The 12,507-nt window shown below is 68.4% G+C and carries 12 protein-coding genes; 7 read left to right on the top strand and 5 right to left on the bottom strand.

What is annotated here, in order from left to right; all coding sequences use genetic code 11:
* Position 1 precedes the first annotated feature (1 nt).
* Positions 2-1,207 (bottom strand): MFS transporter, encoded by a 1,206-nt coding sequence (locus CVS47_RS10150; RefSeq protein WP_127095966.1) that lies wholly within the window; start codon positions 1,205-1,207, stop codon positions 2-4.
* Positions 1,208-1,615: 408 nt separating this feature from the next.
* Between CVS47_RS10150 and nrdH the strand changes: the two genes are divergently transcribed.
* From nrdH to nrdF, 4 genes are read left to right on the top strand one after another with little or no spacing between them, the layout of a single operon-like run.
* On the top strand, positions 1,616-1,849 hold the full coding sequence (gene nrdH, locus CVS47_RS10145; RefSeq protein WP_127095965.1) for a glutaredoxin-like protein NrdH: 234 nt from the start codon (positions 1,616-1,618) through the stop codon (positions 1,847-1,849).
* 5 nt (positions 1,850-1,854) lie between these two features.
* A complete protein-coding gene (nrdI, locus tag CVS47_RS10140) occupies positions 1,855-2,313 on the top strand; it encodes a class Ib ribonucleoside-diphosphate reductase assembly flavoprotein NrdI (protein ID WP_127097311.1) in 459 nt (152 codons plus the stop codon).
* The gene (gene nrdE / locus CVS47_RS10135) at positions 2,295-4,451 is read left to right on the top strand and encodes a class 1b ribonucleoside-diphosphate reductase subunit alpha (RefSeq protein WP_127095964.1); all 2,157 of its coding nucleotides are present in this window, start codon (positions 2,295-2,297) and stop codon (positions 4,449-4,451) included. The genes nrdI and nrdE overlap by 19 nt, the downstream gene beginning before the upstream one ends.
* A 30-nt stretch (positions 4,452-4,481) precedes the next feature.
* Entirely contained in the window at positions 4,482-5,456 is a 975-nt protein-coding gene (nrdF, locus tag CVS47_RS10130) for a class 1b ribonucleoside-diphosphate reductase subunit beta (RefSeq protein ID WP_127095963.1), read from the top strand.
* 66 nt (positions 5,457-5,522) lie between these two features.
* Here the strand turns inward: nrdF and CVS47_RS10125 are convergent, their stop codons facing one another.
* Positions 5,523-5,861, bottom strand: a complete 339-nt coding sequence (locus CVS47_RS10125) for a DUF7882 family protein (protein WP_127095962.1) — start codon at positions 5,859-5,861, stop codon at positions 5,523-5,525.
* A 721-nt stretch (positions 5,862-6,582) separates the two neighbouring features.
* Here CVS47_RS10125 and CVS47_RS10120 point away from each other — a divergent pair.
* On the top strand, positions 6,583-7,047 hold the full coding sequence (locus tag CVS47_RS10120) for a DUF3817 domain-containing protein (protein WP_127095961.1): 465 nt from the start codon (positions 6,583-6,585) through the stop codon (positions 7,045-7,047).
* On the opposite strand, the gene CVS47_RS10115 is transcribed toward CVS47_RS10120, so the two are convergent.
* Genes CVS47_RS10115 through CVS47_RS10105 form a run of 3 tightly spaced genes read right to left on the bottom strand, consistent with a single transcriptional unit; the run spans position 7,004 to position 9,951 of the window.
* On the bottom strand, positions 7,004-7,819 hold the full coding sequence (locus CVS47_RS10115) for an EI24 domain-containing protein (RefSeq protein WP_127095960.1): 816 nt from the start codon (positions 7,817-7,819) through the stop codon (positions 7,004-7,006). The genes CVS47_RS10120 and CVS47_RS10115 overlap by 44 nt on opposite strands.
* A gap of 20 nt (positions 7,820-7,839) precedes the next feature.
* Positions 7,840-9,534 (bottom strand): alpha-keto acid decarboxylase family protein, encoded by a 1,695-nt coding sequence (locus CVS47_RS10110; protein WP_241240110.1) that lies wholly within the window; start codon positions 9,532-9,534, stop codon positions 7,840-7,842.
* 45 nt (positions 9,535-9,579) lie between these two features.
* Positions 9,580-9,951 (bottom strand): VOC family protein, encoded by a 372-nt coding sequence (locus CVS47_RS10105; protein ID WP_127095959.1) that lies wholly within the window; start codon positions 9,949-9,951, stop codon positions 9,580-9,582.
* Between the two features lie 97 nt (positions 9,952-10,048).
* Between CVS47_RS10105 and CVS47_RS10100 the strand changes: the two genes are divergently transcribed.
* Entirely contained in the window at positions 10,049-10,504 is a 456-nt protein-coding gene (locus CVS47_RS10100; protein ID WP_241240109.1) for a MarR family winged helix-turn-helix transcriptional regulator, read from the top strand.
* A gap of 45 nt (positions 10,505-10,549) precedes the next feature.
* On the top strand, positions 10,550-12,394 hold the full coding sequence (gene nhaA / locus CVS47_RS10095) for a Na+/H+ antiporter NhaA (RefSeq protein WP_241240108.1): 1,845 nt from the start codon (positions 10,550-10,552) through the stop codon (positions 12,392-12,394).
* Positions 12,395-12,507: the final 113 nt, after the last annotated feature.

Genomic DNA, 12,507 nt, shown 5'->3' with positions numbered 1-12,507 from the left:
CTCAGGTGATCGTGCCGACCGGCTCCGTGTCGGGAATGGGGCTGGCATCGCGGTGGCGCAGGTCGGGGAAGCCCCGGACGAACACCACGGCCACGGCGACCCCGATCACGGCGAACGCGGTCGCGGCGACGTAGGCGCCCTGCGGGCCGACGCCGTCGATGAGGAAGCCGGCGACCGCCGAGCCGGCCGCCGCCCCGATGAGCTGACCGGTGCCCACCCAGCCGTACGCCTCCGCGGTGTCGCTGAACTTCACGCTGGCCGAGGTCATCGCGAAGATGACGGCCAGCGCGGGCGCGATGCCGATGCCGGCGAAGAGCAGCGTGCCGCCGAGCCACCAGACGTCCAACGAGACCATCGTGGCGGCCAGCCCGACCGCGACGATGCCCAGGCGCCGCGCCATCGCCCACGGACCCATCGGGATGGAGCCGGAGGAGAGCCCTCCGGCGAGGCTGCCGATGGAGAAGACGGCCAGCACGATGCCGGCCTCCAGCCCGCCGTGCCCGAACGTCGCCACCACTCCGGCCTCGACGGCCGAGCACGCGCCGATGAGCAGGAAGCCGATGACCGTGGCCAGGACCACGGGCGGCTTGGTCAGCACCTTGCCGAACGCGCGCCGGCTGCGCGGGATGCGCACGCGGCCGACCTCGGGGGAGAGGATGAACCAGCCGCCGCCGCCGAGCAGGATCACGACGATGAGGATGAGCGCCTCCCACGTGCCCACCTGCGTCGCGACGAAGGTGATGACCACCGGCGCGAGGATCCAGATGATCTCCTGCAGCGAGGCGTCGAGGGAGAACAGCGGGGTGAGCTGCCGGGAGTTGACCATCTTGGGATAGATGGTGCGGACGGCCGACTGCACGGGCGGCGTCGACAGGCCCGCGACGAGCCCGAGGGCCATGTACACCGGCAGCGAGGTCTGCACGAGCGCGAGCGTGGTGATCGCCGACGCGCACACCAGGAGCGTCAGCGTGAGCACGCGGCGCATGCCCCAGATGCCCATCCATCGACTGGTCACCGGGCCGGAGACGGCTTGGCCCACGGAGGCCGCGGCCAGGACGAGACCGGCGGCACCGTACGAGCCGGTGACGTGCTCGATGTGGAGGAGCACCGCCAGGCTCGTCATCCCGTTGGGGAAGCGTGCCGTCAGCTGTGCGGCGATGATGCGCCCCACTCCCGGGGTGCGAAGAAGATCCCGATACCCCGCCACCTCTCCACGGTAGCGGCCGAGAGGCGTCGGCGTGACGATCGCCCTCAGCGACACCACGCCGCACCCCGCGACACGCCGGGGACGAACGCGGAGCGTGATTCCACAGGCCGATCGATGTCCGAGGGCCGTCCTAGCGTCACGCCTGTGGACAGATGTCCGCAGGAGGGCTCCGAAGGCCGTCATCCAGCGGTTTTCCAGGTTGGCCGACACGCCCCCGCCTGTGGATGAAACGGTGGACAACATGTGTTGTACCTGTGGAGAGCGGAGCAAAAACTACACGGATGTAACTACTACCCCTTGTGGTGACTATCAATGTCGGCACCCATATGTAGTATTGGGTTCCCGGCCGGGGGTTGGCCGGATCCACGATCACAGACACACGAACGAAGCTGAGGGGAACACAGCGACATGACCATCACGGTGTACACCAAGCCCTCCTGCGTGCAGTGCAACGCGACCTACCGCGCACTGGACTCGAAGGGCATCGACTACGAGATCCTCGACCTCTCGCAGGACCCCGCGGCCCTCGAGCAGGTCAAGGCCCTCGGCTACCTGCAGGCCCCCGTCGTCATCACCGACGAGGACCACTGGTCGGGCTTCCGTCCCGACAAGATCGACGAGCTCGCCTCGCGACTGGCGTGACCCCGATGGCGACCGCCGGCGCTGAGCGCGCGGTCGCCGTCGGAGCGGCCCCGCTTCTGCTGGTGTACTTCTCCAGCGTCTCCGGGAACACCGCGCGCTTCGTCGACAAGCTGGGCATCCGCTCGGTGCGGATCCCGCTGCAGCCCGGCGAACCGCCGCTGCACGTCGACGAGCCGTACATCCTCGTGACCCCCACCTACGGCGGGGGACAGGGGAGAGGTGAGGAGAAGGGGGCCGTGCCCCGGCAGGTCATCCGGTTCCTCAACGACGAGCGCAACCGCAGCAATATCCGTGGAGTCATCTCCGCGGGCAACACCAATTTCGGCGAGAGCTTCGGTCTCGCCGGAGACATCATCAGCCGCAAGTGCTCCGTGCCGCACTTGTACCGGCTCGAGGTATTCGGCACACCGGATGACGTACGACGCGTCAGCGAGGGATGGGAACGATGGCAGACACTGCTGTGAAGGACGCCGAATTCAAGACCGAGGCGCGGTTCGAGGGCATGGATTACCACGCCCTGAACGCGATGCTCAACCTGTACGACGCGAACGGCCGGATCCAGTTCGACGCCGACAAGCGCGCGGCGCGGGAGTACTTCCTGCAGCACGTGAACCAGAACACGGTGTTCTTCCACTCGCTCCAGGAGCGTCTGGACTACCTCGTGGAGAAGGAGTACTACGAGCCCACCGTGCTCGCGAAGTACTCGCACGAGTTCATCCAGCAGCTGAACGACTTCGCCTACGGCAAGAAGTTCCGCTTCGAGACCTTCCTCGGCGCGTTCAAGTACTACACGAGCTACACGCTGAAGACCTTCGACGGAAAGCGCTACCTCGAGCGCTTCGAGGACCGCGTCGTCATGACCGCCCTCGCGCTCGCGGACGGCGACGAGACGCTCGCCACGAACCTGGTCGACGAGATCCTCGCCGGCCGGTTCCAGCCGGCCACCCCGACGTTCCTCAACGCCGGCAAGGCGCAGCGCGGCGAGCTCGTGTCGTGCTTCCTCCTCCGCATCGAAGACAACATGGAGTCGATCTCGCGGGGCATCAACTCCTCGCTCCAGCTCTCCAAGCGCGGCGGCGGCGTCGCCCTGCTGCTGTCGAACATCCGCGAGGCGGGTGCGCCGATCAAGCAGATCGAGAACCAGTCCTCGGGCATCATCCCCGTGATGAAGCTCCTCGAAGACAGCTTCAGCTACGCCAACCAGCTGGGAGCGCGTCAGGGCGCCGGTGCGGTGTACCTCAACGCCCACCACCCCGACATCCTGCGGTTCCTCGACACCAAGCGCGAGAACGCCGACGAGAAGATCCGCATCAAGACGCTGTCGCTCGGCGTCGTCGTGCCCGACATCACGTTCGAGCTCGCCAAGAACGGCGAGGACATGTACCTGTTCTCCCCGTATGACGTCGAGAAGGTCTACGGCGTGCCGTTCGGCGACATCTCCGTCACCGAGAAGTACCGCGAGATGGTCGATGACCCCCGCATCAAGAAGACGAAGATCAACGCGCGCGAGTTCTTCCAGACGCTGGCCGAGATCCAGTTCGAGTCGGGCTACCCGTACATCATGTTCGAGGACACGGTCAACGCGGCCAACCCGATCAAGGGCCGGATCAACATGTCCAACCTGTGCTCCGAGATCCTGCAGGTGAACACCCCCACCACGTACAACGAGGACCTCTCCTACGCCGAGATCGGCAAGGACATCTCCTGCAACCTCGGCTCGCTCAACATCGCGCTGGCGATGGACGGGGGAGACCTCGCGAAGACGGTGGACACGAGCATCCGGGCTCTCTCCGCCGTCAGCGACCAGAGCCACATCGCCTCCGTGCGCTCGATCGAGAGCGGCAACGACCGCTCGCACGCCATCGGCCTCGGCCAGATGAACCTGCACGGCTACCTCGCCCGCGAGCACGTCTACTACGGCTCGGAGGAGGGTGTCGACTTCACGAACATCTACTTCTACTCCGTGCTGTTCCACGCGCTGACCGCGTCGAACAGGATCGCGATCGAGCGCGGGGAGGCCTTCGACGGCTTCGCGGACTCCACCTACGCGTCGGGCACGTTCTTCGACAAGTACATCGACCAGCCGTGGGTGCCCGCCACCTCCAAGGTCGAGGCGATGTTCGCCGGACACCACATCCCGACGCAGGACGACTGGCGTCAGCTGAAGGCGTCCATCCAGGCGCACGGCATCTACAACCAGAACCTGCAGGCCGTCCCGCCGACCGGCTCGATCTCGTACATCAACAACTCGACGTCGTCGATCCACCCGATCGCCGCGAAGGTCGAGATCCGCAAGGAGGGCAAGCTGGGTCGCGTCTACTACCCGGCCGCCTTCATGACCAACGACAACCTGGAGTACTACCAGGACGCGTACGAGATCGGCTACGAGAAGGTCATCGACACGTACGCCGCGGCCACGCAGCACGTCGACCAGGGCCTGTCGCTGACGCTGTTCTTCAAGGACACCGCCACCACGCGCGACATCAACCGGGCGCAGATCTACGCCTGGCGCAAGGGCATCAAGACGATCTACTACATCCGCCTGCGTCAGATGGCGCTCGAGGGCACCGACATGCAGGAGTGCGTCAGCTGCACGCTGTGACGTGCAGCCGCGCAGAGAGAAGAGACGGAAATGGCTGAGAAGCTGCAGCTCCTGAACCAGGTTCAGGCGATCAACTGGAACCGCATCCAGGACGACAAGGACCTCGAGGTCTGGAACCGCCTGGTGAACAACTTCTGGCTGCCCGAGAAGGTGCCGCTGTCCAACGACATCCAGTCGTGGAACACGCTCACCCCCGAGGAGCAGACGCTCACCATGCGGGTGTTCACCGGTCTGACGCTGCTCGACACGGTGCAGGCCACGGTCGGCGCGGTCTCGCTGATCCCCGACGCGATCACCCCGCACGAGGAGGCGGTGTACACCAACATCGCCTTCATGGAGTCGGTGCACGCCAAGAGCTACTCGTCGATCTTCTCGACGCTGTGCTCGACGAAGGAGATCGACGAGGCGTTCCGGTGGTCGGTGGAGAACCCGAACCTCCAGAAGAAGGCCGCGATCGTCATGGAGTACTACCGGGGTGACGAGCCGCTGAAGCGGAAGATCGCGTCGACGCTGCTCGAGTCGTTCCTGTTCTACTCCGGGTTCTACCTGCCCATGCACTGGTCGAGTCGCGCCAAGCTCACCAACACGGCCGACCTCATCCGCCTCATCATCCGCGACGAGGCCGTGCACGGCTACTACATCGGCTACAAGTTCCAGCGCGGGCTGGAGCTCGTCGACCAGGCCAAGCGCGACGACCTCAAGGACTACGCGTTCTCGCTGCTCTACGAGCTCTACGACAACGAGGTGCAGTACACGCAGGACCTCTACGACTCCGTCGGCCTGACCGAGGACGTCAAGAAGTTCCTGCACTACAACGCCAACAAGGCGCTCATGAACCTCGGCTACGAGGCGATGTTCCCCTCGACGGTCACGAACGTGAACCCGGCGATCCTCTCGGCGCTCTCGCCGAACGCCGACGAGAACCACGACTTCTTCTCGGGGTCGGGCTCGTCGTACGTCATCGGCAAGGCCGAGGCGACGGAAGACGAGGACTGGGACTTCTGACACCGGCAACCGGACGAACGAGACGGGGCCGCGACGAGAGTCGCGGCCCCGTCTCGTTCGTCTGGGTCAGCCGACGAGCATCGATTCGCGTTCGCGCACGACGTGATCATCCGCCGGCTCGGGCACGACGTACAGCCCGGTCGCGGAGTTGGCGGTCATCGTGAGCGCGGTGAGCCACGCCGGGTTGATGGCCGGCTGGCGGCTGCCGTGGAACTTGAACTTGAGGCCGGCGCCGGCATGTATCCACACCGTGGTCCGTCCTGAGCCGAGGCTGACGTCTTCCTTCCACGTGAAGTAGAAGCTCTCCGAGCGTCGGAGCTTTGCCCCGATGACGATCTGGAGGTGGGCGAGGACCCGGTCCTCGATGTCGGTCTTGGTCGAGCCGTCGTACTGGAAATATCCCATTGCGATCTCCTGGGGTTCTATCGCGGTGAGAGCGTGAACGTCGACCAGGGACCAGGGACAACTTCCTTCGACGGTAGCCATCGGTTCTCCGAGGCACAAGCCGCTGACGTGGGCGGGCCGTCGGTGGATGGTACCGATGGGCACGGCGACGGAGGCGACGCGGCGGGCCCGACCCACGGCTCCGTTCTGGCGCGCATTGTGACGCGGATGCGCCGTTGAGCGCCAAGTCGGCGCGGTGGGAGCCATCCCGCTGGACAGTCGCGTGCGGCGATCCATAGGGTTTGCATGGAGTTCCGCGTCCCGACTTGTCGGCTCGCTCGTCCCCAGCGATGCGAGTGCCGAAGCCCCGTCCCCAGCGGGTCAAGGTGTCACGGAACCGCCCGGTTCCCCTCGCGCCTCGGCTTCCTATGGCATAGCGGCGCGAGGGGGCCGTCTCAATCACAGGTGGGCGCCCCAGACGCTCAGACCTTGTGTTTCCCCAGTTTCCCCAGTAGCCCGGCGGACGATTCCCAGCGTCTCGTTCGGGCCATGAGAAACGTACCACAGTCCATGTCCCCCATTTGGGGGACATCTGCATTTGTGGAGGAAAACTTGCGCCGCCCTTGAGGGTCTGCGTCAGCACGCGCCAACGGCTGATCTCTATGCGCCAGAATAGGTTCGAACTGGCTTTCAGGTAGACTGAAGCTACGGTCGATCCGACCGCAGATTCTTGAGGAGATCCGTGTTCCGCACACCGCTCACCCTGTTCCGCACCCTGGCGATCGCCGAAGCCGTCTCATGGACGCTCCTCATCGCCGGGCTCATCCTGCGCGCGGCAGCGGGAGCGGACGTCGCCGTGACGATCGGCGGCGGCATCCACGGGTTCGTCTTCCTCGCCTACGCGGCGACGGCCGTACTCGTGGCGAAGAACCAGCGGTGGACGGCCGCGCCCGCGGTCATCGCGGTCGTCAGCGCTGTCATCCCCTACGCGACCGTGCCGACCGAGATCTGGCTGACGCGCACCGGACGGCTGGACGGCTCGTGGCGGCTGGAGGCGACGGCGGACCCGAGGGATGCGGCGTGGCACGACCGGTTCATGCGGTCGCTCCTGCGTCGGCCTCTCCTGCTGGTCGTCGGCGTCGTCGTCGCCGTGGTGGTCGTGTTCACCGTGCTGCTGATCGTGGGTCCGCCGGGCGGTCGCGGCTGAGCTCGACGCTCGTGACCGACGGATCGACCGGGCGTGCGAGCCCGTCTGACTCGCCGACCAGGGCGCGGGCGAGCATGGTCGATCCGGCGACGGCTGCGGGCATGACCGCGACGGCTCCCAGCGGGACGAGGAAGCAGAGCTGCGTCGCGACGCCGAAGCCGAGGGCACGCCCTCGGTGGGCGCGCAGAAGCGTGCGGCGGGCCGCCCTGTCCAGACCGCGCGCAGTGAGCGCGCGTGAGCACAGCTCGTCTGCGAGGAGCCAGCCGGTGAGCAGTGTGCCGACGACGGTGCCGGCCACCGCCCCCACGACCGGAATGAGGCCGAGGAGACCCGCCAGGAGGGCGACCAGGATGCCGCGCGCGATCAGACGCGCTCCGTCGCCTGCCGCACGCCAGAAGCCGTAGGGCTGGTCGGGCACGGATCCGCCGAGCCCGTTCTCGACCGAGCGCCACACGCGGTCGTAGAACGGCTCGCCCACCATGAGCGTGAGCGCCGTGAACGTGATCGCGCAGAGGAAGAGGGCGCCCGCGAAGAACGCCGTGCCGACGGCGATCCGGAACGCGCTCGACAGCGCCGGCGGCCACGAGTCGGCGAAGGGTGTCGTCGCGTCCGCCAGGCCGGGCAGGAAGGCGGCCAGCGTGATCAGCAGCCCGACCAGGACGATGCCCACGAGCGCCGCCGGGACGAGCCCCAGTGCCATCACCCCCGGGCGTCGGCCCCACCAGCCGAATCCCGCGAACAGCATTCTGATCCCGCGTCCGAACTCCCGCATGGCCCCAGCGTAAAGCGGTCTCAGCCGGGCCGGTTGGCGGACGACGCGGCGGCGGCGACAGCGCGCAGCACCGGCGGTACGTCGAGGGGCGGCACGACGGCCTGGATGAGGGTCAGGGTGTCCGCGTCGCGGGCGTCCGCGAGAGCCCGGTGCAGGTGGCCGTTCGTGGTCACGCGGACCGCCGTGGCGGTGCCCGCAGCATCCATCGCCCTCGTCAGTGCCGTCCAGTCCCACCGGGCGATGTCGTTGTACTGCTCCTGCAGGCCGTGGATGGCGCGCTCGACGGTGTAGCCGCCGTTGTCGACGACCACGATGACGGCAGGGATGTCGTGGCGCAGGATCGTGCCGAGCTCGGCGCTGGTGAGCTGCGCGGCTCCGTCGCCGATGAGCAGCACCGGGCGCCGGTCGGGACGGGCGAGAGCGGCGCCCAGCAGGGCGGGAAGAGTGAATCCGATCGCCGCCCAGAGCGGCTGGCCGATGAGGGTAACGCCCGAGGGGAGGCGGTGCCCGGCCATGCCGTAGAAAGACGTGCCCTGGTCGGCGAGCACGATGTCGCCGGCGCGCAGGAAGGCGGTCACCTCGCTCCAGAGGGCGGCCTGCCCGAGCGGCGCGTCGGGCGACAGCGCGAGCGGTGCGGGCTGATCCGCACCGCCGCCGGGCCGCACGAGGAAAAGCTTCTCGTCGGCCGTTCGAACGGCGTCCGTCAGGATGTCGAGCGCGTCGGCCATGGCGAGCGGCTCGAAGCGCTGCCCCGCGATGGCGGCGTACTCGCCGCGCAGCTCGATCGTGCGCGCGGGCTCGATCCGCTGCGAGAAGAAGCCGCTCGTCAGGTCGGTGAACTGCACGCCCGCCAGAACAAGCAGGTCGGAGTCCTCGATGACCGTGCGGACGGCGGTCTCGCTGGCGGCGCCCAGGTACGAGCCGAGGTAGGCGTCGGCGGACTCGTCGACGACGCGTCGACCCCACAGCAGCGTCGCGTGCGGGACGCCCAGGCCGAGCAGCCGATGCAGGTGCTCCTCGGCGCCGACGCGGGACACCAGGATGTCGGCCAGCACGGCGAGCGACCGGGCGGATGCCAGACGGGACGTCAGCGCGGAGCGGAACGCCGACGCGGCCTCGGCGGTCGTCACCCCCGGGTGGGAGGGCAGGGGAGCGGACGGCGGCGACGCGGGCGCCTCGGCGACGTCGGCGGCGAGGAGCAGGTAGCCCGGGAGGCGTCTATCGCGGGCGGCGACGATGACGCGGTCGATCTCCGCCGCATAGCCGTCGGCCGTCGGGCGTCCCTGGGCCACGGTGACCTCGGCGGTCATGCGCGAGAAGTGGTCGAAGTCGCCGTCGCCGAGCGTGTGGTGGGTCGCACGACGGGCGGACTGCGTCGCGATGGTCGGCGCACCCACGAGGTGCAGCACCGGCACGTGCTCGGCGCTGCTGCCGGCCACGCCGGCGAGGGCCGACAGCTCGCCGACGCCGAAGGTGGTGCTCAGCGCTCCGAGCCCTGCGAGGCGGGCGTAGCCGTCGGCGGCGTAAGCGGCGCCGAGCTCGTTCGCGGTCCCGACCCACGCGATGAGCGGGTGGCGCTCGACGTGGTCGAGGAAGCCCAGCGTGAAATCGCCGGGCACGCCGAAGAGATGACGGATGCCGCACTCGGCCATTCGATCGAGCAGGTAGTCGGCGACGGTGTAGGCGTACTCCCGGCCTTCGACGTCAGTGGTCACGGAGACAGCAAACCACGCTCGCGGCCGGAGGCCCAGGCCGAGGTCTCAGTCCCGCGACGGGAGCTGCTGCAGCGTCCAGGTGTTGCCGTCGGGGTCGTCGAAGGAGACGAAGCGTCCCCAGCCGAGGTCGTCCACGCCTCGCGCGGCGACGCCGACCGCCCGCAGATCGGCGAGCGCGCGGTCGGCGTCGGGCACGACCACCTGGATGGTGTTCTGACGACCGGGTTCGAGGTCGATCTCGAGACCGGTGCCGAAGGCGATGGAGCAGGCCGATCCGGGCGGGGTCAGCTGCACGAAGCGCAGCCCGTCGGAGGGCGACTGGTCGTGGTCGAGGTGGAAGCCGATGGACGTGTAGAAGTCCCTGGCACGGTCCACGTCGGTCACCGGCACGAAGACGAGCTCGATCTTCCAGTCCACGTCGTCTCTCCCTCCTTGCGGAGCGCCGATCGCTCCGGCAGCCCCACGGTAGGGCAGGCCTCCGACAGACGTGCCCGGCCGCGACTACCATGGGCAGGTGCCAGCCAGAGGAGGCGACGACGTGGCCGCCGAGACGCCCCCCTTCAGCCCGGTCATCGCCCTGTTGACCGTCGCCGCGATCTGGGACGCCCGGCTCGAGCATGAGCTGCGCGACCTCGGACTCTCCACGCGCAAGTACGCCCTTCTCGCGCATGTCGAGGCGACGCCGGGCATCTCCTTCAGCGAGCTCGCGCGCCGTTCCCAGATCACGGTGCAGAGCGTCCACACCGCGGCGCGCTCGCTCGCGGAGGCCGGCTTCGTCGTCGACGCGAACGCGCACGCCGGCGCAGCCTCCGACCTGCGGGTCACGCCGGAGGGCATCCGCCTGCTGCGCGCGGCCGACGCCCGCCTCGCCGCGCTCGACGCGACCTTCGGCGGCGGTGCGCCGACGCTGACGTCGGCGCTGGAGGGCCTCCACGAGCGCCCGTTCGAGGGGTCCGCAGCCTCGGAGTGACCCGGCGGGTGCACGCCATCGCGCGAATGGCGCGAAGATGAGTGCGTGACCGCCGTCTCGTTGCTGCCGTCCCGTCCGTCCGCGCCGGCCCGCGCCAAGAAGAAGCACGTCTCGGGCGACCGCCTCTCCGCGGCGCTCATGCTCATCGGCGTCGGTCTGGCCATGCTGTGGGCGAACCTGCCGGGCGACACCTACGAGACGGTCTGGTCGATGCCCGCCGCGTTCTCGATCGGCGGCGTGCAGGTCACTTTCACGCTGCATCAGTTCGTCAACGACGCGCTGATGACCCTCTTCTTCTTCCTCGTCGGACTGGAGGTCAAGCGCGAGCTGACGATCGGCGAGCTCACCGACCGCTCCCGCGCCGCCGTGCCGATCGTCGCCGCGCTGGCGGGACTCGTCATCCCCGCGCTCGTGTTCTTCGCGTTCGCGGGCTCCACGGACGCCGCGGACGCGTGGGGCGTCGTGATCTCCACGGACACGGCCTTCCTGCTCGGTGCTCTGGCGATCGTCGGCCCGAAGTTCCCGTCGCGGCTGCGGATGTTCCTCCTCACCCTCGCCGTCGTCGACGACATCGGCGCGCTCATCGTGATCGGCCTGTTCTACAGCGGCGGTCTCAGCCTCTGGCCCCTCGCCGCAGCGGTCGTGCTCATGGCGCTGCTGGCCCTCGTTCGCTACCTGCCCGTCGGCCGCGGCTTCGCCTACTCGGTCCTCGCCATCGGGCTGTGGATCGCCGTCGCGCTGGGCGGCATCCATCCCACCCTCGCCGGCGTCGCCGTGGCCCTGCTCATCCCCGTGTTCGCGCCGCGGCGCTCGGACGTCGAGCGCACGGCGGAGCTCACCCTCGCCTTCCGCGAGTCGCCGAACCCGGCCTACGCCGCGGCGGTGACCCGGAGTCTGCGTGAGTCGCTGTCCATCAACGAGCGCATCGACAACGCCTGGCGGCCGTACATCGCCTACGGCGTGCTGCCGCTGTTCGCGCTCGCGAACGCCGGGGTCCACATCGACGGACAGACGCTGATGGATGCCGCGGCCTCTCCGGTCGCGTGGGGCATCGTCGTCGGTCTCGTGGTGGGCAAGTTCGTCGGCATCACCGGTGCGACGCTGCTGATGCGCGTGCTCGGCAAGGGGCAGCTCGCGCCGGGGCTGGGGCTGAATCGCGTCGCCGGGGGAGCGGCCCTGTCGGGTATCGGGTTCACGATCGCCCTGTTCATCGTGCCGATCGCCATCGACGACCCGCACACAGCCGATCTCGCGCGGGTGGCGGTGCTCGCGGCATCCGTCATCGCCTTCCTGCTGGGCTGGGCGACGCTGGTGGCCGGCGACCGCATCTGGCCGCCGCAGCCTGTCGGGGCCAAGCTCGTGCGCCCGGTCGACCCCGATCGCGATCACCTCGCGGGACCCCTGAGCGCGCGCTACACGATCGTCGAGTACGGCGACTTCGAATGCCCGTTCTGCAGCCGCGCCACCGGATCGGTCGACGCGGTGCGCGCGCATTTCGGCGACGACATCCTCTGGGTGTGGCGGCATCTGCCCCTCGACGGTCCGCACCCGCACGCGCAGCAGGCGGCGCAGGCCGCGGAGGCGGCGGGGCTCCAGGGCCGGTTCTACGACATGGCCCGCCTCCTGTTCTCGCGACAGGGCAGCCTGGACACCGACGACCTGTTCGCCTACGCCCTCGAACTCGGCCTCGACGAGGAGCGCTTCGCGGCGGACTTCCGCTCGCCGAAAGTGCTGCGTCGCGTGCAGGACGATCGGCTCGACGCCGAGGTGATGGACCTCAACACGACGCCGACGTTCTTCGTCAACGGCAAGCGCCACGTCGGTCCGTACGACTCCGCGTCGCTGATCCGCATCGTCGAGACGCCGCTGTCGGAGCGCCATGTGAAGTGAGGAACCCTCCGGCATCCCGCCTCGGGAATAGCCGGGAGCATCCCGCGTTGAAGTTGATACGAACGCACTCAAGTACGTATCTTGAGTGCACCAGACTCACCTTCTCCGGGAGA

Origin of the sequence: Microbacterium lemovicicum (genome assembly GCF_003991875.1) — a bacterium.
Classification (GTDB): domain Bacteria; phylum Actinomycetota; class Actinomycetes; order Actinomycetales; family Microbacteriaceae; genus Microbacterium; species Microbacterium lemovicicum.
Note: the sequence above shows the minus strand (reverse complement) of the source record. Positions and strands in the feature narration are given on the sequence as shown.

Bases quoted from the DNA above. Each gene is read 5' to 3' on its own strand.
- nrdH (WP_127095965.1), top strand. From the start codon at position 1,616: ATGACCATCACGGTGTACACCAAGCCCTCCTGCGTGCAGTGCAACGCG.
- nrdI (WP_127097311.1), top strand. From the start codon at position 1,855: ATGGCGACCGCCGGCGCTGAGCGCGCGGTCGCCGTCGGAGCGGCCCCG.
- nrdE (WP_127095964.1), top strand. From the start codon at position 2,295: ATGGCAGACACTGCTGTGAAGGACGCCGAATTCAAGACCGAGGCGCGG.
- nrdF (WP_127095963.1), top strand. From the start codon at position 4,482: ATGGCTGAGAAGCTGCAGCTCCTGAACCAGGTTCAGGCGATCAACTGG.
- CVS47_RS10125 (WP_127095962.1), bottom strand. From the start codon at position 5,861: ATGGGATATTTCCAGTACGACGGCTCGACCAAGACCGACATCGAGGAC.
- CVS47_RS10115 (WP_127095960.1), bottom strand. From the start codon at position 7,819: ATGCGGGAGTTCGGACGCGGGATCAGAATGCTGTTCGCGGGATTCGGC.